Annotated in this window: 19 protein-coding genes; 14 read left to right on the forward strand and 5 right to left on the reverse strand. The window is 37.4% G+C overall.

Features of this window, described 5'->3' with window-relative positions:
- Positions 1-104: 104 nt before the first annotated feature.
- The 10 genes from K8089_RS04725 to pgi all read left to right on the forward strand — a co-directional run bounded on the left by K8089_RS04725 (position 105) and on the right by pgi (position 13,032).
- Positions 105-3,551, forward strand: a complete 3,447-nt coding sequence (locus K8089_RS04725; RefSeq protein ID WP_237602135.1) for a M36 family metallopeptidase — start codon at positions 105-107, stop codon at positions 3,549-3,551.
- Positions 3,552-3,636: 85 nt separating this feature from the next.
- Positions 3,637-4,179: an NADPH-dependent FMN reductase gene (locus tag K8089_RS04730; RefSeq protein ID WP_237602136.1), complete on the forward strand. Its 543-nt coding sequence runs from the start codon at positions 3,637-3,639 to the stop codon at positions 4,177-4,179.
- The gene (pabB, locus tag K8089_RS04735; RefSeq protein WP_237602137.1) at positions 4,179-5,480 is read left to right on the forward strand and encodes an aminodeoxychorismate synthase component I; all 1,302 of its coding nucleotides are present in this window, start codon (positions 4,179-4,181) and stop codon (positions 5,478-5,480) included. Before K8089_RS04730 ends, pabB begins: the two co-directional genes overlap by 1 nt.
- 102 nt (positions 5,481-5,582) lie before the next feature.
- Positions 5,583-6,269, forward strand: coding sequence for a SatD family protein (locus K8089_RS04740; protein WP_237602138.1), 687 nt, complete (start codon positions 5,583-5,585; stop codon positions 6,267-6,269).
- A 5-nt stretch (positions 6,270-6,274) separates the two neighbouring features.
- On the forward strand, positions 6,275-6,979 hold the full coding sequence (locus K8089_RS04745; protein WP_237602139.1) for a DUF3307 domain-containing protein: 705 nt from the start codon (positions 6,275-6,277) through the stop codon (positions 6,977-6,979).
- Between the two features lie 12 nt (positions 6,980-6,991).
- Entirely contained in the window at positions 6,992-8,299 is a 1,308-nt protein-coding gene (tilS, locus tag K8089_RS04750) for a tRNA lysidine(34) synthetase TilS (RefSeq protein WP_237602140.1), read from the forward strand.
- A gap of 235 nt (positions 8,300-8,534) precedes the next feature.
- Positions 8,535-9,518, forward strand: a complete 984-nt coding sequence (gene pfkA / locus K8089_RS04755) for a 6-phosphofructokinase (protein WP_237602141.1) — start codon at positions 8,535-8,537, stop codon at positions 9,516-9,518.
- Between the two features lie 67 nt (positions 9,519-9,585).
- The gene (gene gap / locus K8089_RS04760; protein ID WP_237602142.1) at positions 9,586-10,581 is read left to right on the forward strand and encodes a type I glyceraldehyde-3-phosphate dehydrogenase; all 996 of its coding nucleotides are present in this window, start codon (positions 9,586-9,588) and stop codon (positions 10,579-10,581) included.
- A 3-nt stretch (positions 10,582-10,584) separates the two neighbouring features.
- A complete protein-coding gene (locus K8089_RS04765) occupies positions 10,585-11,448 on the forward strand; it encodes an N-acetylglucosamine kinase (RefSeq protein WP_237602143.1) in 864 nt (287 codons plus the stop codon).
- Positions 11,449-11,463: 15 nt separating this feature from the next.
- Positions 11,464-13,032 (forward strand): glucose-6-phosphate isomerase, encoded by a 1,569-nt coding sequence (gene pgi / locus K8089_RS04770; RefSeq protein WP_237602144.1) that lies wholly within the window; start codon positions 11,464-11,466, stop codon positions 13,030-13,032.
- A gap of 28 nt (positions 13,033-13,060) precedes the next feature.
- Here pgi and K8089_RS04775 read toward each other — a convergent pair whose 3' ends face one another.
- The 3 genes from K8089_RS04775 to K8089_RS04785 form a co-directional block, all read right to left on the reverse strand.
- Positions 13,061-13,402, reverse strand: a complete 342-nt coding sequence (locus tag K8089_RS04775; protein WP_237602145.1) for a Kazal-type serine protease inhibitor family protein — start codon at positions 13,400-13,402, stop codon at positions 13,061-13,063.
- A 97-nt stretch (positions 13,403-13,499) separates the two neighbouring features.
- Positions 13,500-14,534, reverse strand: coding sequence for a hypothetical protein (locus K8089_RS04780; RefSeq protein ID WP_237602146.1), 1,035 nt, complete (start codon positions 14,532-14,534; stop codon positions 13,500-13,502).
- 24 nt (positions 14,535-14,558) lie between these two features.
- The gene (locus tag K8089_RS04785) at positions 14,559-15,332 is read right to left on the reverse strand and encodes a DUF6345 domain-containing protein (protein ID WP_237602147.1); all 774 of its coding nucleotides are present in this window, start codon (positions 15,330-15,332) and stop codon (positions 14,559-14,561) included.
- A gap of 282 nt (positions 15,333-15,614) precedes the next feature.
- Between K8089_RS04785 and K8089_RS04790 the strand changes: the two genes are divergently transcribed.
- The 4 genes from K8089_RS04790 (at position 15,615) to K8089_RS04805 (ending at position 22,111) form a co-directional block, all read left to right on the forward strand.
- Positions 15,615-17,156 (forward strand): YifB family Mg chelatase-like AAA ATPase, encoded by a 1,542-nt coding sequence (locus tag K8089_RS04790; RefSeq protein WP_237602148.1) that lies wholly within the window; start codon positions 15,615-15,617, stop codon positions 17,154-17,156.
- Between the two features lie 162 nt (positions 17,157-17,318).
- Positions 17,319-17,867, forward strand: coding sequence for a CAP domain-containing protein (locus tag K8089_RS04795; protein WP_237602149.1), 549 nt, complete (start codon positions 17,319-17,321; stop codon positions 17,865-17,867).
- 143 nt (positions 17,868-18,010) lie between these two features.
- Positions 18,011-20,878, forward strand: coding sequence for a M16 family metallopeptidase (locus tag K8089_RS04800; protein ID WP_237602150.1), 2,868 nt, complete (start codon positions 18,011-18,013; stop codon positions 20,876-20,878).
- 108 nt (positions 20,879-20,986) lie between these two features.
- Positions 20,987-22,111, forward strand: a complete 1,125-nt coding sequence (locus K8089_RS04805) for a DUF2891 domain-containing protein (protein WP_237602151.1) — start codon at positions 20,987-20,989, stop codon at positions 22,109-22,111.
- 1 nt (position 22,112) lies between these two features.
- Here K8089_RS04805 and K8089_RS04810 read toward each other — a convergent pair whose 3' ends face one another.
- Together K8089_RS04810 and K8089_RS04815 are read right to left on the reverse strand one after the other, a co-directional pair.
- Positions 22,113-23,441, reverse strand: coding sequence for an ATP-binding protein (locus K8089_RS04810; protein ID WP_237602152.1), 1,329 nt, complete (start codon positions 23,439-23,441; stop codon positions 22,113-22,115).
- 36 nt (positions 23,442-23,477) lie between these two features.
- Positions 23,478-23,981, reverse strand: coding sequence for a hypothetical protein (locus K8089_RS04815; RefSeq protein ID WP_237602153.1), 504 nt, complete (start codon positions 23,979-23,981; stop codon positions 23,478-23,480).
- Positions 23,982-23,999: the final 18 nt, after the last annotated feature.

A 23,999-nucleotide genomic window follows, 5' to 3' on the forward strand; every position in this document is an offset into this window, starting at 1 on the left:
ATATCTTTGGAATTTTAATAAAATGTTGTGATAAAATTAATTTTTAATAGCTTTACCATTCTTAACTACCCTTAAACTTATATTAATCTAAACCGAAACAACAAATGAAGAAAATTACCTGGAGTTTATTCCTGGCAATGATGCTCGTATCTACGGGCACTTTGGTTGCGCAAAATTATTCAGAAGCGATCAACCAACAATTAAGTCATTACTTAGAGCAAAATGAATTATTGCCGCAAGACGTACAATGGCAAGTAACGAGTGAAAGCCTTAGCAGTACTAGTGGTATTCAGCACGTTTATTACAGACAATTATTTAATGGAATTGAAATTTATGGAACTGAATCTAGTATCCATTTAATGTCTAACGGAAATGTAATTTCAAAAGACAGTAGGTTCATTAAAAACACTTCAGAAAAATTAACAGGATCCAGCACTCCAGCACTTACGGCTATTCAAGCTGTGCAAGCTGCTGCGGGATCATTAAACTATTCTATTTCTGAATCAATTTCAATTTTAAAAGGCGCAAAAGGCGTGGACAGAGAAACGTTGTTGAGTGATGGCGGTATTTCCTTAAGCCCCATTCCAGCAAAATTGATGTATGCTATAACCGAAACAAACGAATTGGTTTTAACTTGGGATATTTCAATTCAAGAAAAAAGCCAGCAAGATTGGTGGAGTTTAAGAGTTGATGCCAATACTGGAGCAATTGTAAACCGCGCGAACTGGATGGTAAGCTGTGCAATTCATCACGATCATAGCAACCACGTGAAAGAGATGAACTTTAACTCAAACTTATTCGACATTCCTAATTACAATGCGGTTGTTTCGGAAGCTCCAGCTGCTTGTACCGAGTGTTACGAGGTTTTTGCCTTGCCACTTGAAAGCCCATATTATGGAGCACGTACTATTGAAGTGCAACCTGCAAACGCTACTGCTTCTCCCTTTGGTTGGCACGATACCGATGGTGTTGCCGGTGCAGAACATACTACAACTCGCGGAAATAATGTAAACGCTTATGAAGATGGAAACAACCCAGGTTATCAACCAGATGCTGGTGCAAACTTAGAGTTTACGGGATATCCTTTTTCTCAAATTTACACCAATGCGAATCAATATGAAGATGCGGCAATTACAAACCTATTTTATATGAATAATGTTTTTCACGACATTATGTATCAATATGGTTTTGATGAAATAAGCGGAAACTTCCAAGAAAACAATTATGGTAATGGAGGTCAAGGTAGCGATTCTGTAAATGCTGAAGCACAAGACGGATCTGGTACATGTAACGCGAACTTTGGAACACCACCAGATGGAGGGAATCCAACCATGCAGATGTACATTTGCAGCGATAAAGATGGCGATTTTGACAATCTTGTAATAATGCACGAATATGGTCATGGTGTTTCAAACCGTTTAACTGGTGGTCCTGGAGCCTCTGGATGTTTACAAAACGCAGAGCAAATGGGTGAAGGCTGGAGTGATTTCTTCGGAGCTTTATTAACCATTGAGCCTGGCGATGCAGGCACCGATTCTAGAGCTGTAGGTACCTACTTATTTGGCCAAGGCCAAGGAGGTGGAGGTATTCGCGATTATCCGTACAGTACAGATATGGGGATAAATCCACAAACGTATGATTATATTAAAACAGCGGCAGTGCCTCACGGAGTAGGTTCTGTTTGGGCTCAAATGCTATGGGAAGTTACCTGGGCATTAATAGATGAGCACGGCTTTAATCCTGATGTATATACTGTTACTGGAGATGTTAACCAAGATGCTGGTAATATTCAAGCACTGGTATTGGTTACTGAAGGTATGAAACTTCAGCCTTGTAGCCCTGGTTTTATAGATGGTCGTGATGCAATTATGGCTGCCGATCAAGCAATTTACGGAGGTGCAAACATCTGCTTACTTTGGGATGCTTTTGCAAAAAGAGGATTAGGTTATAGTGCAAGTCAAGGATCTTCAGGAAGTAGAAGCGACGGAACACAAGCTTTTGATACTCCTTCGCAAACTGCTACTTTATCTGTTTTAGAAGAAGTATGTGCTTCTTCACCTGTGTTAACCGATTTAGGTGGTGGAACTCCTAGCGGAGGGACTTACAGCGGGGTTGGAGTAACTGATAACGGAAACGGATCTACGTTTACATTTGATCCAGCAGCAGCTGGCGTTGGTGTTCACACTATTACTTATGATGTGCCATCTGGACCTTGTTCAATAGCTTCTAGTGCTACAGATACAATTGAGGTTTTAGCGGTGCCTAATGGACCAACTACTACGGGAGTTACAGATTTCTGTGTGGGCGAGCCAGTAACGGTAACAGCAACGTTAAACGACCCTAACAACGTAATAAGATGGTTTGATGCTTTAACTGGTGGTAACTTCTTATTTGAGGGTACTTCATACACATTTACTCCTACGGGAACAATAGATGTCTATGCCCAAGAAAGTGCACCTGGACCATTGTCACAATTAGTTGTTTCAGAAATTAATTTAGAAACTCCAGATAGATTTGAGATTCAAAATGTGGGTGTGGCAACAGACTACACAGGTTATCGAGTAGCGGTTAGCGATACGCCTTATGGCGATATAAATTCGGTAAACAGTATTGTTCAAACACTTAGCAATATGGGTCCAGATTCAGTAGTGGATTGGAACGATGATGGCGGAACTGGCTACTGGGGTAATAACTTATTCTGGGATGATGGAGGAACTGGTTGGATTTTAATAATTGATCCAAGTGGAAACGTTGTAGATTCTGTATTCTGGAATTTTAGCGCTGCAGAAATTGCAGGATTTAACGTAACCATCGCAGGTTTTAATATTACCGCTGCCGATCTTGATTGGACTGGCGTTGGCGCACCATTAAACTCAGATTGTTCTTCAGGTTCATTCAGAAGAGTTGGCGATTTAAACACAGCTGCCGATTGGTCTGGAACTTGTGAACCAGCAGATTTTGGAACTCCTAATAGCGATATTAATTTAGGAACTCCGGGTTGTGCAGGCGAAAGAACGCTTACTGAGGTTATTGCAGAAACCGAAGATCCAGTAATTACGTGTCCTGCAGATCTTGAAGTTGAAGTTCCGCAAGGCTCTCAGTTTACATTGCCAGATTATACAGGCGATGCAACGGCAACAGATAACTGTCCAGATCCAGCGATTACACAAAGTCCTGCCCCAGGTACTATGGTTGGTGTAGGTGTAACTACAATTACAATGACAGCAACAGACGGAGCTGGCAATACAGACGATTGTACCTTTACAGTTACTGTGGATGAGGTTTTAGGTCTTGGCGACAATGAATTTTACAATAACATTCTATTGTATCCAAACCCAACATCGGGTCAACTTACATTGCTTAATAAAACTACTACACAACTTACAAATGCAATTATTACAGATGTAAAAGGTAGAGTTATTAAAACAATCGATTTAAGTGAAACAGGAGTTGAAACCAATTTCTCTTTAGAAAGCCTTGCAACTGGAATGTATTTTATTAAAATTAATGCAGCAGACACAAGCATTGTTAAGCGTATTGTAAAACAATAATTAGCAATATTTATATTTTAAAAAACCCGCGTCAATTTATTTGACGCGGGTTTTTTCATAACCCGCTTTTCAATAACTTTGGCAAATGAAAAAAATAGTAGTCTTTGCCGGAAGTAACAGTAGCAAATCCATCAATCATAAATTAGTGAGTTTTGCGTCCTCCAAAATTACTGGACATACGGTTGAATTAATTAAATTAACAGATTATGACCTACCGATGTTTAGCGAAGATTTGGAACGTGAAAGAGGTTATTCTACAGATTTAAAATTGCTTTATAATAAAATAAAAGAAGCCGATGCATTGGTGATTTCGGTAAACGAACACAACAGAATGGTGTCGGCATATTTTAAAAATACTTTAGATTGGCTTTCACGCTTAGATCGAAAATTCCTAGATGGAAAGAATGTATTGTTAATGAGCACGTCCAACGGAAAACGTGGCGCTGCTTCGGCATTAGAATACGCTAAAAATATACTTCCGCGATTTGGTGCTATTATTCTTGAAAGTTTTAGTATTCCTTCATTTTCTGAAAATTTTTCCGAAGAATCACAAGTAATAACAAACGAAGTGTTGCTTCTAGGGTTTAACGATGTACTTCAAAATTTTGCACACCAAATACAACAATAATGCGTACTATAAAGAAACTTTCTTTTTCTTTAAATGAAGTCAATAAAACTCGCTTATTGCACTGGGCACAACAGTTTGAGGAGGTAGTTTGGTTAGACAGCAACAATTATTCACAAAAACATGAAACCTATCAAGCTCTTTTGGCGGTAGATGCTTTTACTGCGCTAAAAACAGATGTTTACGACGCTTTCAGTAAATTAAAAGAATATCAAACTACTACCGCAGATTGGATTTTTGGATACCTTACGTACGATCTAAAAAACGATGTAGAAAAACTTCATTCCAACAATTTTGATGGCTTAAATTTTCCGGATTTGTATTTTTTTCAACCTAAAAAAATCTTCCTTTTTTCTGAAAATAGTGTCGAACTTCATTATTTAAACATGGTTGCCGATGAAATAGAAGAAGATTGGGCTTCGATCTCTAAATCGTTGCAAAAACGCGGTACCGATAAAAACTTAAATCCCGTAAAAATTAATATTCGCACTACTAAAGATAACTACATACGTAAAGTAGAAGAAGTGCTGGAACATATTAAACGCGGCGATATCTACGAAGCAAACGTCTGCCAGGAATTTTATGCCGAAGACGCTGAAATTAAACCATTGCAAACGTTTCTTCAACTTAATAAAATTTCAAAACCACCCTTTTCGGTTTTTCTAAAATTGAATAACTTTTTTGCGCTTTCAGCTTCTCCCGAGCGCTACATTAAAAGATCGGGAAACACCGTAATTTCCCAACCAATTAAGGGTACAGCAAAACGTATAGAAAACGAAATTGAAGATTCAAAAATAGCACAACAACTGGCCAAAGACCCAAAAGAACGCAGCGAAAATATTATGATTACCGATTTGGTACGCAACGACCTGGCTCGCATTGCAGAAAAGGGCAGCGTTACCGTTGATGAACTTTGTGCAATTTATACTTTTAAGCAAGTGCATCAAATGATTTCAACTGTTAGTTGCACCGTTCCACAAGATTTTTCGAGTGTTGAGGTTTTAAGAAATACCTACCCAATGGGCAGTATGACGGGTGCACCCAAAATTTCAGCAATGCAGATTATTGAAGAAATAGAAGACGCCAAACGCGGACTTTATAGCGGCGCAATCGGCTATTTTTCGCCTACGGGAGATTTCGATTTTAATGTGGTTATCAGAAGTATTCTCTACAATGCATCAAAAAAATACGTCAGTTTTTCCGTTGGTAGCGCTATCACTAGTAATTCTGTTCCCGAAAAGGAATACGAAGAATGCTTGCTTAAAGCCAAGGCAATGCGGCAAGTTTTAAACCATACTTTATAAGCCATTAAACTCATAAACTCATTTATTAGCTTTTAAGCTTATAAATATATATTATTAGCTTAAACGCTTATAAATATGTATATTTGAATAAATTTATTGTAAATGAATTATTCAGTTATATCGGGCGATATTGTATCGTCAACAAGTTTAAGCATTCCGGACCAGAAATTTGTTGAGGAGAAATTAAAAATTTTAATTAGTGATTTAAAACATGAGTTTAATGTTTACGGTCGCATTATTAAAGGCGATTATTTAGAATGTGTCGTCCCCAATGCCACAGAAGGCTTGCAGGTAGCGCTGGCTATTAAAAGTTTTGTAAAAGCGATTTATATAGACGCTAAAAAATATACAAAAGAAGACAACCGCGTAAAACAATTCAAAATTCACGGAATTCGGCTTGCAATAGGGTATGGGCAACTAAGCCGATACAATCCCGAAGAAGGTGTGATAGACGGTGAGGCAATTTATCTGTCTGGGCGAGAAATTAGTGGCGAATCAACCTACAATAAAGAACGTATTGTTATAAAAAACACCTTATTTTTTGCATCAAAGAATGAAGATTTAAATAAAAATTTTCAAACTTTACTCGCGCTATTAGACGTTTTGTTCAGTAAAGCTACGGCACGGCAATGCGAAGTATTATATTTAAAATTGATGAATAATCAAGAAGATGAAATAGCAAAACAACTCAATATTGGGCAATCTGCCGTAAATCAACATTCCACAAGTGTTGGCTGGAACGCCATTGATGAAGCCGTAAATTATTTTAAAATGGTAATTTCAAAATAGAAACAATGAAATTAGAAGAATTATTACTGCTTCAATTTATTGCACATCTGTGTTTAGACTACTTTTTTCAAACAGATAAACTTGCAGTACAAAAAAATACAATTGGTTTTAAAAGTCCATTTCTCTATTGGCACGCATTGGCGTGTTTTGCGTTGGCGTGGTTATTTTCGTTGCAAATAGATTTTGTTTTGGCTGCTGCAATTATCGCTTTCACTCACTTTTTATTAGATGGTTTTAAGCGGCATCTCTGCAATAGCCGCTATTTTGGTCGGTATGCCTATTTTATTGACCAAGCTATTCATTTGGCAATTATTACCCTGATTGTGTTTTTATTTAATAGATGGAACGGTATAAATCCATCGATAGATGTATCCCTTAATTTTAAATATTTATTGATAATTACAGGATATCTTGTTTGCCTAAAACCAGCAAATATTTTTATAAAAGAAGTCTTTAAAGCCACCGAAATACAAGTTAGTAGCGATAACGAAATGCCCAATGCCGGAAAAGTAATAGGCGTTTTAGAACGAATTTTAACGCTCACTTTTATCATCGTTTCACAATATTCGGCAGTTGGATTTTTAATTGCCGCCAAATCTATTTTGCGTTACGGAAATAACGAAACTTTAAAAACGGAATACGTGCTTATCGGCACGATGCTCAGCTTCGGAATTGCCGTTATTGCTGGAATAATTATTAATTTCTTTTAAATTTAAATCAATTTGCTCGCTCATTTCAAAAAAAATATTGACGCTAATTTTTCATTTTTAATTGGAAAAAAACTACTCATAGCCTGTAGCGGTGGACTGGACAGTGTGGTTTTAACACATTTAATTAAGCAATTAAACTTTGAGATTGCTTTGGCCCACTGTAATTTTTCACTCCGAGGAAAGGAAAGCGATGGCGATGAAATGTTTGTAATTGATTTGGCAAAAAAACTGGAAGTTCCAGTTTTCGCCGAAACTTTCGCCACTAAAAAATTTGCAAAAGAACACAAAATCTCGACGCAAATGGCAGCCCGCGATCTGCGCTATAACTGGTTCGCAGAGATTTTAAAAAATTTTAAATACCATTATTTATTGACCGCCCATCATTTAGACGACGATTTGGAGACCTTTTTTATCAACCTTTCTCGTGGCACGGGTATAAATGGACTTACTGGAATTCCGAAGGAAAACAAGAAAATTATTCGTCCGTTGCTCAATTTTTCACGCGAAGATATTCTGAAATATGCCAAAGCCAACAACTTGAAATGGCGCGAAGATAGTAGCAACAAAAAAGCAGATTATCTCAGAAACAGATTGCGATTGGACGTTTTACCACAGTTTAAAAAAACAAGCGATTCGGTTCTTGAAAATTTTCAAAAAACCCAACGCCACTTACAATCTACACACAATCTCGTTGAAGATTATATAGCCTTAATTTATAATTTGGTTGTATCTGAAGGAGCAAATTCATATAAAATAAATATTGAAAAATTAAAGGAATTGCCCCATTCCGATGCCTTGCTTTACGAACTGTTAAACGGTTTTGGCTTTACTGAATGGGATGACGTTTCACATTTGCTCAACGCGCAAACTGGTAAGCAGGTTTTTTCAAAAACGCACCGACTTCTTAAAAATAGAGATGAATTGGTGCTGACGGAAATATCAGATAAAAACACATCCGAAGAATTTTTGGTTTCAAAAGAAGGAACAACTTCACCCATAAATTTAAATATTGAAGTAGCTAAATCCATTGGCGAAACCGAAAAGAACCTAATTTACGTTGCTTCCGAAAAATTAAAATTTCCTTTAAAACTTAGAAAATGGAGGAGTGGCGATAGTTTTCAACCTTTCGGAATGCAGGGAAAAAAGAAACTGAGCAAATTTTTTAAAGATGAAAAATTATCATTAATTGAAAAAGAAAAAATTTGGCTGCTTTTAAGCGGTGATGCTATCGTTTGGATAATTGGTTTGCGAATGGATGACCGTTTTCAGGTAACGGAAAAAACAAAAGAAATTTTAAAAATAACAGTACCAAACCTATAAAAAAGCAAGAATCCCAGCCAAAAAGGCTGAGATTCTTTAACAAACCTAACTTAGTAAACTTTAAGTGCACTAATAATATTTTCTATCCCCACAAAAAATATTGATTAGTACATTATCCACTAATTCTATGGTTCAAATATAAGTCAGGTGTTTAATTTGTGCTATACGTACTAACACGTATTTTTATTGATCAATATCATTTATAGTTCAAAACATTCATAGTAACTTTCACTTTATGAAATTACCATCAAAAATTGCCGTTTTAACTAGTGGCGGAGATGCCCCCGGGATGAACGCGGCCATTCGTGCAGTTGTTAGGGCTTGTGCGTATAACAACCTACAATGTGTGGGTGTTTACCGCGGTTTTCAGGGTTTAATTGAAGCCGATTTTAAAGAACTCGGTCCACGTTCGGTGAAGAATTTAATTAATCGGGGTGGCACGTTTTTAAAATCTGCCCGCTCCCAAGATTTTAGAACCGACGAAGGCAGAAAAAAGGCGTTTAATAATCTTAAAAAGGAGAATATCGATGCTTTGATAGTTATTGGTGGTGACGGTACTTTTGCAGGAGCCTCGGTATTTATGAACGAATTTAATTTTCCAGTTGTCGGTATTCCCGGTACAATTGATAACGACATAAATGGAACAGATTATACCATTGGTTACGACACTGCTTTAAATACTGTGGTAGAAGCAATTGATAAAATAAGAGACACTGCAAATTCACACAACCGCTTGTTTTTGGTAGAAGTTATGGGTCGCGATGCTGGCGATATTGCCCTAAACGCTGGCATTGGAGCAGGAGCAGAGGAAATTTTAATACCTGAACAAAACAGGGGGCGCGAACGCCTGTTAGAATCTTTAAGCAGAAGTAAAAAATCAGGTAAAACTTCGAGTATTGTGGTTGTTTCGGAAGGAGATCAAATAGGAAAAAACATTTTCGGCCTTGCAAAATATATTGAAGAAAATTTAACCGAATACGAAGTAAGAGTCACGGTACTGGGACACATTCAACGTGGTGGATCGCCCAGTTGTTACGATAGGGTGCTTGCCAGTCGTTTGGGCGTTGGTGCAGTTGACGCACTTTTGCGCGGAGAAACAAATGTAATGATTGGCATAATTCATAACAGAGTAACCTCAGTGTCTTTTTTAGATGCAATAAAAGGCAATAATGAAATTGACGAAGATTTAATACGGGTGGCAGATATAATTTCAATTTAACCTTTTTTAGAGGAAATTTAAATTCCACTTGTAATAATTAAAAAAATAACGAGATTAAGAAAAACATATGATAAAAATAGGAATTAATGGCTTTGGCCGAGTTGGGCGTTTAGCCTTTAGAGTGGCAGCAACACGAAAAGATATAGAAGTAGTTGCCGTAAACGATTTACTGGATGTTGATCATCTAGCATATTTATTAAAATACGATTCTGTACACGGACGATTTCCCGGGAAGGTAGAAGTGAAAGATGGTATTTTAACGGTAGACGGCACTGAGATCCGCGTAACTTCAGAAAAAAATCCTGAAAATTTAAAATGGGACGAAGTTGGAGCCTCAGTTATAATTGATTGCACTGGTGTATTTAAAGAAGTAGAATCGGCTTCGGCACACTTAAAAGCGGGGGCCAAAAAAGTAATAATTTCGGCGCCTTCAAAAACGGCTCCCATGTTTGTAATGGGCGTTAATCATAAAGATGTAAAAGCAAGTGATACAATAATTTCAAACGCCTCTTGCACCACAAACTGTCTTGCGCCACTGGCAAAAATAATAAACGACGAATACGGAATTGTAGAAGGATTAATGACTACGGTACACGCCGTAACCTCTTCGCAATCTACTGTAGATCGGCCTTCAAAGAAAAATTACAGAATTGGCAGAAGTGCGTTAAGTAATATTATTCCAACTAGTACGGGGGCCGCTATTGCAGTAACCAAGGTTATTCCGGAGTTGGAAGGAAAATTAACAGGCATGGCTTTTCGAGTGCCTACTACAAATGTTTCCGTTGTAGATTTAACCGTTCGCACTAACAAAGCTACTACTTACGAAGAAATAAAAACCCTTTTTAAAAACGCAGCTCAAAATGAGTACAAGGGCATTGTAAACTATACCGAAGACGAAGTAGTTTCACAAGATTTTGTTTCAGACCCGTATATTTGCACCTTTGACGCCAACTCTGGCATTGCGCTTAACGATAATTTCTTTAAGTTAGTGGCTTGGTACGATAACGAATATGGCTATTCCGCAAAGCTTGTAGATTTGGCCGTTCACATTGCAACTATATAAATTATGACCCTAATTACCGACGGCGGTTCTACAAAATGCGACTGGGTTTTGCTGGACGATTCTGGCAAAGTGCTTTTTAAAACCACCACTTTAGGATTAAACCCCGCGGTTGTTCCCAAGGACGAATTAAGGCTTCGTATTCTTTCAAATGAAGTTTTAAAAAATGTTTTTCAACAAGTTGAAGTGCTTGATTTTTATGGGGCGGGTTGCGGCACTATTACGCCCCGAACTATTTTAGAGGAAGTTTTAGAAGAAGTATTTCCAAATGCAAAAGTGACAGCAGCCGAAGATTTATTGGCTGCGGTATATGCTGCCACAACCGCACCTGGAATTGTTTGTATTTTAGGTACTGGTAGCAACAGCTGCTATTTTGACGGCGATGAAATTCATGCTCCCATTCCATCTTTAGGCTATATTTTAATGGATGAAGCCAGTGGAAATTACTTCGGAAAGAGATTGATTCGCGATTATTTTTACCATCGCATGCCTTCAGAAATTGCTTCGGAATTTGAGAAGCATTTCAACTTGGAAGCAGATGAAATAAAAATGAATTTGTATAAAAAACTGAATCCAAATGCATATTTGGCGTCTTTTGCGCAATTCATTTTCACACAGAAGGAAATAAACCCATATTTTTACACGCTAATTAAAGAAGGTATTTCAAATTTTATTGAATGCCGCATTCTTTGTTTCGAAAAAGCACGCGAGGTCCCCGTACATTTTATTGGTTCTATCGCCCATTTTTCAGAAGAAATAATCAAGGAATGTTTTAATGAACACAATCTGGAGCTTGGAAATATTGTGCAAAGACCCATTGACGGGCTACTTAATTATTACAAAAGCAAAATTTCAAAAACGCAAATCTAAATTCGAAAATTAAAAATGTCTTTACCTTCTGTAAATCCAACAAAAACTGAAGCTTGGAAAGCACTTGAAAATCATTTTCAAAAAATAAAGACACGCCAAATGCAGTCTGTTTTTTCAGAAAATAGCAACCGGGCGGAGCGTTTTAAAATTGAATGGCAGGATTTTTATTTAGATTATTCTAAAAATAGAATTGACACCGAAACCATTTCACTTTTACTAAATCTCGCCGAAGAAGTAAAGCTGAAAGAAGCCATCCAACAACAATTTACGGGGGCTAAAATAAACAAAACTGAAGACAGAGCGGTGCTTCACACTGCCTTGCGCGATTTTGAATCTATGAAACCTGAAGTGAAAAATACACTTCAAAAAATGCGGAATTTTTCCGAAGCAATAATTAGTGGCAATCACAGAGGTTTCACGGGAAAACCGATTACAGATGTTGTAAACATAGGCATAGGCGGAAGTCATTTAGGTCCCGAAATGGTAACTGAGGCGCTTCAGTTTTATAAAAATCATTTACAAATTCATTTTGTCGCCAATGTTGACGGCGATGCTGTTGCGGAAATCTTAAAAAAAGTAGATCCCGAAACGACCCTTTTTATAATTGTTTCTAAAAGTTTTACAACTCAAGAAACCTTGGTAAATGCAACCGTTATTCGAAATTGGTTTTTAGAAAAAGCATCGGAAAACGACGTTCAAAAACATTTTGTAGCCGTTTCGGCCAATATTTCTGAGGCAACTAATTTTGGTATTTCTGAAAATAATATTTTCCCAATGCAGGATTGGGTTGGCGGTAGGTTTTCACTGTGGAGCGCTGTTGGGCTTTCCATTTCTTGTGCCGTAGGTTTCAATAATTTTGAAGCAATGTTAAAAGGCGCTTTTGAAGCGGATAAACATTTTGAAAATGAAGAATTCGAAACTAATATTCCGGTAATTCTGGCGCTACTTTCGGTGTGGTATAATAACTTTTTTAACACAGAAACTGAAGCAGTTGTTACGTATTCGCAATACCTTCATAAGCTTGTTCCGTATTTACAGCAGGCTGTGATGGAAAGTAACGGTAAAAGTGTAGATAGAAATGGTGAGAAGATTAATTATGAAACTGGAACTATTGTTTGGGGAAGCGTAGGTACAAATGCGCAACACGCGTTTTTTCAGCTATTGCATCAAGGTACAAAATTAATACCGACAGATTTTATTGGTTTTTGCGAACCCTTGCACGGAAATATTGAAAACAACAATATTTTAATGGCGAATTTTTTCGCGCAAACGGAAGCTTTGTGGGAAGGAACGCATAATAAAACCGTGGAAAATTCCTTTAAATTTTTCGAAGGAAATAAACCCACTAACACACTTTTAATAAAGAAATTAACACCAAAGAACCTCGGGAGCCTAATTGCTTTTTACGAACACAAACTCTTTGTTCAAGGAATTGTTTGGAATATTTTCAGTTACGACCAATGGGGCGTTGAGTTAGGAAAAACCGTTGCCAAAGGCACTTTAAATGCCATAGAAAAACGGCAATTAGCACAGGTGGAAAATGCGTCTACAAAAAACCTTGTTTCAAAATTAATTGCGGAATAAAACAGTTTTCTCTATTTTAAATTGGTGATTATTTACAATTTCCCTTTGTCCATTTTTTAATTCCAGCACGCTCTGCTTCGCAGCTATTGCTGTAATTTTTATTGTTGCAGCCGCAAACCGGATCGTATAAATCTGGACATGCTATTTTGTAAGTTTTCGTGTTTTTTTCGTAACAATCCTTTCCTAAATCTTTTAACGGGATAGAGTCGGGTGCTTTTGGTTGCTCATAACCAATTGGTGGCTCGGGAGTTTGTGGAACTTCTACGGTTTCGGTTTGCTGTTTTTTGTCATTGCAGCCCGAATAACTGGATAGAATTATGCTCGTGGAGCACAGCACCAAACAGATAAATATTATTTGTTTTCGTTTCATAATGAAGTATTTATAAAAGAACTATCAAGTTACAAAAATTAGTATTTAGCTTTGTCGTAACTTGATAGTTTTAAGTTGAAATTTAACTGAATGTGGGTTAATCTACCTCCTTCTTGTTTTTAATATTCGAAATTCGAGATTGCTTTAATGATGTTTTTTTAATCATTTTTTGAGCCTCGGGAGATTCTTCGGCTGGTGCAATTGCTTCTGGCGGATCAGAAAGAGCCGAAACAATCCCGATGTAATCAAATTTTATCCCCGGGCTTTCTTTTACGCGTGGTAAAGAGATGTCTATTTGAAAGAAATATGCGGGTTGAATAAAATTTTTGCCGCCGTCATAATACGCTAAATACATGTCTTTAATCTTGAATCTAGCATCTTTTCCGTATTCTTTCATAAGTTGGCGTTGCATTGCTGCTTCAGCTTGCTTGGCACTAATTAGGGATGCTTTGCTTACAGTTTTACCTTTAGACTCTATTTCTTTCCAGCGTGATTTTACGCCAACAATTTCGCCATTATTGCCCACGTGAACAATAATTTTTGAACCTGCGCCGTATACTGGAACTCCGTTTAACATACGGCCATAAGTAATGGTGCGCAATACGTCCTTTACTGTTTCGGAACCCGCTGCAGAAGCCCGTAAGCCACCAGAGTGCATCATTTTTAATTCCTTTAAATTGGCTGGGGCAAGTCCAGTTTCTTTTAAAAACGATAGGGAGATGTCTTTTGCTTTTTCCTGATCGGGTAAACGCACGCTAGATTTTTCATAATAACCGTCCATTCCTTTACTAAAAGATAAGGTTCCTGATTTTAAATCCTGCTCGTAAAAAGCAGACGGATCTTTTTCACTGAAAGTTAAAACTTCTTTTATAGAAGATGGTACCAGTCCTCTGGCGGCTATACTTTTTGCCGCCACTTGTTGAAACTTTTTTACCTTTTCAGGATTTACCGCCGATGTAGCATACACATACATATCGCCTTTTTGATAGGTAATGAGGTTGGTATATGCCGTTGGTGTAAATGTGACGTCCGTGGTGGACGCGGTCTTTTTATTTACAAAAGATGACATTGCAAATATTGAAAACAATATTGTTCCAATTGTAAATAGCGATGTTTTATATGATTTTTTCATTGTATTGTTTTTAAAGATTTGTTATTAATATTGCCAGTAAGTGTACATTCCACCAGTTCCTGGAGCTGGATCGCTTGCATAGGAACCCAATCTATCGTTGGTGCAGCCTCTGCCTACAATTACGCTTGCTAATCCAGGGTAGGGATAATTGCTACCGTATTGCGGATCATAATAGGACGGATTAAAAATCCAAAAACGCTCTTCGTCAACGGCGTCGAACCAAGATTGCCAAACGGCACCATTGTTTTTAAGTTTCCCGGCATAATTGTTTGGTATTCCATTGTCTGAATGACTAAGTGTGTGAAAACCTACCAATTGGTGCAAACCGCCAAACATAGAATTGTAATCGCTCCACCAATTGCTTTTTTCGGGTCTTGAAGATACCGTGTAGCAAGATTCAATTATCATAAATTCTAGATCGTCACCCGAATTTCCGTATTGGGGTACCGTTCTAATATCAACGCCCAACCCCAAGCTTTGATTGGTTTGGATGTAATGATAATTTCCGTGACCAGCTACATAGGCTAAATCCATAGCATCAACATAATTTTGGTGCGAAGTTGTAAATTCAAAAGGCTCTGCCCAGAAATACTGATCGTATTTCCAACTGTGTGAACCTATGGTTTTTGGGCTTTGGAAATTCTTAATAAAATTCCATACATTTCTAACAAACCGGCTTTCGGCTTGATCTACATAACCGCCAATTTGGCGACTTCCTGAAAAGGAAATTGTGCTGAAAATTAAAACGAAACTAAAAGCTAGAATCCATTTTGAATTTTTTGAAAATTGGTTGAACATAATGTGTTTGTATTTAAGTTAATATTATTTATATGAAACAATCTAATGCTTCAACACCGGCAAATATAAAGAAGAATATTTTTTATAAAAGAAGTTAAAACACTGTTTATCAATAGGTTAAACCCTGTTTTTTCAAGAGGGATTTACCTGAAAAAACCTTAGGGAAATTCCCCTCTATTAAATTTAGTTACCGTACGAAATAAGGTTCTAAAAGCCTATTTGACAAAAAATTATTACCTTACTTAAATTAAGCTCCCCATACAACACAATAATTAATAAGCTATGCTTACAAAAGTATACGGAAGCGCAGTCTTTGGCGTGGAGGCCACAACCATAACGGTTGAAGTAAATGTAGATCTTGGTGTAGGGTACCATTTAGTTGGTTTGCCAGACAATGCCATTCGCGAAAGCAATTTTAGAATCGCCGCAGCACTGCAGAACAACGGCTACAAAATTCCGGGTAAAAAACTTATTTTAAATATGTCGCCCGCAGATCTTCGGAAAGAAGGCTCTGCTTACGACTTAACGCTAGCCATGGGCGTACTGATAGCAACTGAACAGATTGAAGAAAAAAACCCTCTTTCAGAATATATAATTATGGGCGAATTGTCTTTAGATGGAAACCTGCAGCCCATTCGCGGGGCATTGCCAATTTCATTAAAGGCAAAAGAAGAAGGCTTTAAAGGATTTATTCTTCCGAAACAAAACGCGAAAGAAGCTGCTATTGTTGAAGGAATTGAAGTGTTTGGAATTGAAAACATTCAAGAAGTGATTGATTTTTTCAATAAAGACATTCCACTCGAAAAAACCGAAGTGGATATGGAAGCCGAGTTTTACGACCACTTAGAGCATCCCGAATTTGACTTTGCCGACGTAAAAGGGCAGGAGTCTATTAAACGTTGTATGGAAATTGCAGCAGCTGGTGGACATAATATTATTTTGATAGGTCCGCCCGGTTCGGGAAAAACAATGCTTGCGAAACGATTGCCGAGTATTTTACCACCGATGACATTGCAGGAAAGCTTGGAAACTACCAAAATACACAGCGTTGCAGGACGAACAATGGAGAAAGGCGGTATTATGACTTCGCGCCCCTTCCGAAGCCCACACCATACTATTAGCGATGTAGCTTTGGTAGGCGGTGGACAATACCCGCAGCCGGGCGAAATTAGTTTGGCACACAATGGCGTTCTGTTTTTAGATGAATTGCCCGAGTTTAAACGCGGCGTGTTGGAAGTAATGCGACAACCCTTAGAAGATCGCGATGTAACAATTTCACGCGCTAAATTTACGGTTACCTATCCCTCAAGTTTTATGCTTGTTGCGAGCATGAACCCAAGTCCTGGTGGGTATTTTAACGATCCCGATGCGCCCGTAATGTCATCACCCGCAGAAATGCAAAGGTATTTAAGTAAAATCTCTGGACCGCTTTTAGATCGTATTGATATTCATATTGAAGTAACCCCAGTGCCTTTTGAAAAATTAAGTGACGAACGTCGCGGCGAATCGAGTATTGTTATTCGGGAACGCGTTACCAAAGCAAGAAAATTGCAATCTGAACGTTTTACGGAATTTGAAAATGTACACTACAATGCACAAATGGGCGTGAAGCAAATTCGAAAATTTTGTAAACTCGATGAAGCTTCGCTAGCTCTTTTAAAAACCGCAATGGAACGCTTAAACCTCTCTGCCCGCGCTTACGATAGAATTTTAAAAGTTGCTCGTACCATTGCAGATTTAGAAGGCGCTGAAAAATTAAATGGCAATCACATTTCTGAAGCTATTCAATATAGAAGTTTGGATAGGGATGGGTGGTTTGGATGATATTTATTTTTAAAATCAGGCTTAATTCATTTACAGTCATAAAATTACGTACTTATACGTAGTCAATATAGTTGTGTTTCGTAGTATCTTTGAAAGTACGAAATTTTCAATTTCTTACTTTAAATTCAACTAAAACTTAACTAACCCTTAACTTCAGTAACTATGAAAAGTTTAATACTAATTCTCTGCGTATTTTTTTCAATTCAACTTAGCTTTGCCCAAAACGATACTATTGTTTCTAACGATGATGTTATTTTAGTCGTGCCAACTCAAAGCGATACCATTTCCACAGGTAGTGAAGTTACTATGGAAATGGCAACTCAGTTTCTAGCTCATCATAATATGGCGAGAAATGAAGTGGGCGTTCCAGATTTAAAATGGAGCGCCAATTTAGCATCAATTGCTCAAAAACACGCCGATATGCTGGCTCAAGATCATTGTTCCTTCCGTCACAGCGGAAATAGCACTATCGGCGAAAACCTTTATGGCGGCGGCGGTACTGTTTTTACCGCTTTGGATGCGTCAAAATCGTGGTATAAAGAAAAAGACAACTATACTTACAGCAATTCTAAATATAACCATTACACACAAATGGTTTGGAAATCTACCACCGAAGTAGGCGTTGGCGTTGCACAGTGCGAAGATGGTTTCTATATTTTTGTTGCAAATTATGCTCCTGTAGGAAATATGTTGGGCAGTTACCCATATTAATATATAGTATTGGTAATGGGAGGCTAAGGTAACTTTAGCGTTTAAAATATAATAAATTGCTTCAAGCTCGTTTTAACTTATTTTTAAGATTTAAACCAACTGGCAATACTATCTTTAAAACCTTCATAAAAAATCAATTTAGTATGTTTAAAATTTCCATTAAAACCAGCGTCGTAGCTTTGGCTTTAACCTCGCTAATCGTTTTTTCTTGTAAAACAAATCAAGAAGCGAGTACGGACGATAGCGCCAAACTATCGGTTGAATTCGAAAAGTACGAGCTTGAAAACGGACTCGATGTAATTCTTCATCAAGACAAAAGCGACCCAATTGTTTCATTAGCTATACAATATGGCGTTGGGTCTAACCGTGAAAAAACGGGACGTACCGGCTTTGCGCACTTATTTGAGCACATGTTGTTTCAAGAATCTGAAAATGTGCCGCAAGACCAATTCTTCAAAACTATTCAAGATGCTGGCGGAACGCTAAATGGTGGAACTTGGAAAGATGGAACCATTTATTACGAAGTTGTTCCAAAAAACGCAATGGAAACCGTCATGTGGTTAGAGAGCGACCGAATGGGCTTTTTAATTAATACCGTTACCGAAGCTGCTTTTGAAAACCAACAAGAAGTGGTTCAAAATGAAAAACGCCAACGCGTAGATAATAATCCATATGGACACACAAGTTGGGTGATTGATAAAAATATATACCCCGAAGGCCATCCGTATAACTGGCAGGTTATTGGCGAATTAGAAGATTTGCAAAATGCAACCGTTGAAGATGTAAAGGAGTTTTACGACCGTTTTTACGGCCCCAATAACGCCACTTTGGTTTTAGCTGGAGATTTTGACACAGCCGAAGCCAAGCAAATGATTGAAAAATATTTCGGCGAAATTAAGCGCCGTCAAGAAGTTGAGCCGCTAAAACCACAACCAGTAACCCTTTCAGAAACCAAAAGACTTTATCACGAAGATAACTTCGCCACTGCACCGCAATTAAATATGGTTTGGCCAACTTTAGAACAATATACTAATGACGCGTATGCATTGGACTTTTTGGGCGAAATTCTTTCTCAAGGAAAAAAAGCACCTTTATACAAAGTATTGGTTAAAGAAAAAGATTTAACCGCACGCACAACTGCTTATAATAATTCAAGTGAATTGGCTGGAAGTTTCCGTATTTCAATCACTGCAAATAATGGCGTAGATTTAGATTCGGTAGAAAGTGGAATCAATGAAGCCTTTGCACTTTTTGAAAAAGAAGGTGTTACAGATCGCGATATTGAAAGAATTAAAGCAGGTTTGGAAACTCAATTTTACAACGGAATTAGCAGTGTTTTAGGAAAGTCGTTTCAACTAGCACAATATAATGTATTCACAAACGATCCCGGTTTTATAACTGAAGACATCGAAAATATTAAAAAGGTTACAAAAGAAGATGTTGTTCGCGTTTACAATAAATACATAAAAGATAAGCCGTATGTAATGACGAGTTTTGTTCCAAAAGGACAACTTGAGCTAATTGCAGAAAATTCTGAAAAAGCAAATGTAGTAGAAGAAGAAATTACCGAAAATGTTGTAAAAACGGTGGAGGAAGCCACTGCGGAAGTAGTAAAAACTCCATCGAGTTTTGACCGTTCTACAGCCCCATCACAAGGAACTTCGCCAGAACTTTCTATTCCTGAAATTTGGACTTCGGAGCTGGCAAACGGTTTAAAAGTTTCTGGTATTGAACAAAACGAAATTCCAACCGTAAACTTCAGTTTGGTTATTGAAGGCGGTCATTTGCTGGATGATATGAAAAAGAATGGTGTCGCCAATTTGATGAGCGATATTTTAATGGAAGGTACTGCCAATAAAACGCCGGAACAGTTGGAAGAAGAAATTGATCTTTTAGGTGCCAGCATTAGAATGTACACTACCGATGAATCTATCGTTATCCGTGGAAATACACTTACGCGTAACTTCGAAAAAACAATGGATTTAGTTACCGAAATTCTTTTGGAACCACGCTGGGACGAAGAGGAACTAGGTCGTATTAAAACAAAAACTATAAATCAAATTGAGCGATCAGATGCCAATCCAAATATAGTTGCAAATCGTGTTTATAGTAAAATTCTTTATGGCGATGACCATATTTTTAGTTACCCAACTGTTGGCACAGTTGAGTCGGTAAAGGCCATAACTATGAACGATTTAAAAGCGTTTTACTCGAAAAACTTTTCACCTTCGGTAAGTAACTTCCAAGTTGTTGGAAAGATTGGTAAAGATGCTGTTTTAAAAGATTTAAAAGGTTTGGAAGAACGTTGGGCTGCCAAGGAAGTGACTATTCCTGAATACCCGGTAGCTAACAATCGCGAAAAGGCTTCGCTTTATTTTGTAGATATTCCGAATGCAAAACAATCTGTAATAAATATTGGCTACATCGGGCTACCTAGAACGGACGCCGATTTCTATCCTGCCGAAGTAATGAACTATAAATTAGGCGGTTCTTTTTCGGGGAATGTTAATTTAATTCTCCGTGAAGAAAAAGGCTATACTTATGGTGCTCGTACAGGTTTCAGCGGAAGTAAAATTCCAGGAACGTTTACCGCTTCTTCAAGTGTTAGAACGAACACAACTGGAGAATCTGTAGCAATTTTTAGAGATGAAATTTCAAAATACAAAGATGGAATTTCACCTGAAGATTTAGAATTCACCAAAAACGCGCTTATAAAATCGAACGCGCGTCGTTTTGAAACACAAGGCTCACTTTTAAGGATGTTGCAGGAAATAAATGAATACGATCTTCCGGCAGATTACATTGAAAAAGAGGAAGCCACAGTACGCAATATGACGTTGGAACAACATAAAGGTCTTGCCAATAAATATTTAGATGCTTCTAAAATGGCCTATTTGGTTGTTGGCGATGCAGCTACCCAGTTTGAGCAATTTAAAGACATGGGCTTTGACGAAGTACAACTTCTCGATAAAAATGGAGAAGAAGTAAAACTTGAAGATGTAAAACTGTAAAAATTTCCAATAGGAATTATTCTGCCACGAATGCACTGATAATTGTATATCAATTAGTGTATTCGTGGTTTTTTTATTTCAGTATCTTTATAAAAATTCATCACTTTTATGAAAAAATTCTACTTACTTATCTTTTCGATAATGCTTATTATAAGCTGTAAAAACGAGCCGAACGAAAACGCTGAAACCGATAAAAAAGAGTCGATTTCCGGGCAGGAATTTTCCGAGCCATCATTTACACTGGCCGAAGCCAATAAACTAATCGAGCTGCCTCTGCATTGCGTGGGCACAGCATATCCGTACAAGCCCGGAGAAACTTTGGAGAGCAAAGCAGATTTGGTTGAACCAATTGCTGTACACCCAATTTTTTACGGCTGTTTTGATTGGCACAGTGCGGTTCATGGCTATTGGTCTATGGTGAGTTTGTTAAAACAATTCCCAGAAATGAATAAAGCGGCTGAAGTACGAAAGTTGCTCACCGAAAAAATCACTTCTGAAAATGTAGCAACCGAAGTGGCCTTTTTTGAAAAACCAATCAATAAATCTTTTGAAAGAACTTACGGCTGGGCTTGGCTTTTAAAACTCTCTGAAGAACTTCACAGTTGGAACGACCCGATGGCACAGCAATTAGCACAAAATTTAAGGCCATTGACAAATATAATCGTGCTTCGCTACAAACAATTTCTACCAAAACTCAATTACCCAATTCGCGTGGGAGAACATACCAACACCGCATTTGGACTAACATTTGCCTATGACTATGCAAAGACTATAGGCGATTTGGAATTGCAGCAGTTAATTGAAAAACGCGCTCGCGATTTTTATTTGGATGATAAAAATTGCCCCATAACGTGGGAACCTAGCGGTTACGATTTTCTCTCGCCTTGTTTGGAGGAAATTGATATTATGCGACGTGTTCTTCCTTCAGAAGAATTTTTAGCGTGGTTATCTGATTTTATGCCACAACTGGCAGATGATAATTACCATTTAAAAGTAGGGGAGGTAAGTGACAGAACCGATGGTAAACTTGTGCATTTAGACGGGTTAAATTTTTCTAGGGCTTGGGTGTTTTACGGCTTGGCTAAACAATTTTCACAATACAAACACCTTGAAAATTTAGCGAATGAACATCTGGCGTATTCCTATTCAAATCTTGTGGGCGATAGTTACGAAGGCGGTCATTGGCTTGGTAGTTTCGCTATTTATGCTTTAAATACGCTGCACGAAAAATAAATTAATGCGTGCGATTTTCCTTTACAAACTCTCTTCTAATTCCCTGTTGCAAAATTTCGGGAGTCAGGGTTTTGCTTTTTCCGTTTAATACTTTTAATGAACAAAACTGAATAATATTTAAAATATTAGAACCTGTTAATTCATATTTTTTGGAAATATCTTCCCAGTCTATTTCTTCTGAGATTTTTAATTGTTTGGGTAAATTTGTTTTCCAAATAGCTTCACGTTCGGTAGCCCCCGGCATTTCAAACATAATAATTGATTGAAACCGACGCGTAAATGATTCATCTACATTATCTCTAAAGTTTGAGGCAAGTATTATCAACCCTGGATGCGCTTCCACTCTTTGTAACAAATAAGAAACTTCTTGATTTGCGTATTTGTCGTGGGCGTCGCGAACATTGGTGCGTTTCCCAAAAATAGCATCGGCTTCGTCAAAAAATAAAATCCAGTCTTTATGTTGCGCTTTATTAAATAGATTTGAAAGATTTTTTTCTGTTTCACCTATATATTTTGAAACCACAGTTGAAAGATCAATTCTATAAACTGGCTTATTTGTGTACTTACCTAAAAGACTGGCAGTTAATGTTTTTCCCGTTCCCGGAGGACCGTGAAAAAGCACGCGATACCCAGCTTTCAATCTGTTTTTCATACCCCAATCATTGAATAATTGGTCGTTGAATTGCAACCACATTTCCAATTCACGAATCTGCTGTAATGTTTTTTGACTTAAAATGAGATCGTCCCATTGTAATTCGGTTTCTAATTTTTCTGCAGGAAAGGCAGTGCTCAATTTAGGAGCAGGCACCTCACCAGTTGTAATTTTGTAAATAATATCGGCCGAAAGAATTATTTTCCCACTCATAATCGGTTCGCCGAACGGTACATTTTCAAGATATAAAATATCTTTTTTACTGAATAAATGTTCTACTTTAAAGAAATCCATGCATTGCATTCTGCGTGTAAAATTTGTGCCGCCTAAAATAAATTGAACTGTTTCGCCGGTGGGAAGAATTCCGCGATGGTTTTGTCCTTTTACACCACCAAATTGAACAAAATCAGTTCCCTCTGGATATTCTTTTGAAATAGTATCGATAAAAAACGACGGATAAAACGAAGGGGCAACTGCTAATAGAAACACTACAATTTCAGTTTCAGATAATTTTTCCTCTTTCAGAAAAACACCAAGATTTGATTCCCCTAATTTTTTTAAATCCAGGGTAGGGGCTTTTGAGTCAAAATCGGCAGCGTTGTTTCTAATTCGCCATAAGATAAGTGATTCTAAATATTTGAAAATTTGCCGAAGTTCTATTTCTTTTGAATTTTTCATGAATTTCTTAGAGTTTCACTAATAGGTTACGTTTTATTAAAATTCTCGTGGTGCCTTCGTAGGGTGTAGTGTGTTAATATAATTTGCGATTGTTGTAGGCTGAAAATAGCTGATATAATTGATAACACCTTTTGTAAAACCCAAAAAGAACGCTATTCCTTTTTCGGGGTAAATCAATGCTTTTTCTTCCAAGTTTATAACTCCATAATAATAGCTGAGTTTGGTATTTGCTTTTGGAAGTTGTTGTAGCATATCTTCGACTTTTTCGGTGTTGGAAAAAGTTTTTACAAGGTCAATCTTTACAATTCGATTATCTGCAGCCCAAATTTTTAAGACAGTTTTATTTTTCGTTTCAATATTAATTTCCCAGTATGCTACCTCTACATTTTTTCGACCTAAGTGCGTGACAACTGCGTCTGCCTGTGATAATCCAAAATGTTTTAATACTGCCGATAGGTTGCAATTCTTCAGTGAAACCGGCAAAGTGAAGTTCTTTACTGTTTTGGTTGAAATTAGTTCTATACAATCAAGATTCTTCATAATTTCCAATTAATTATT

This window comes from Aequorivita vitellina, assembly GCF_022008365.1.
Classification (GTDB): Bacteria; Bacteroidota; Bacteroidia; order Flavobacteriales; family Flavobacteriaceae; genus Aequorivita; species Aequorivita vitellina.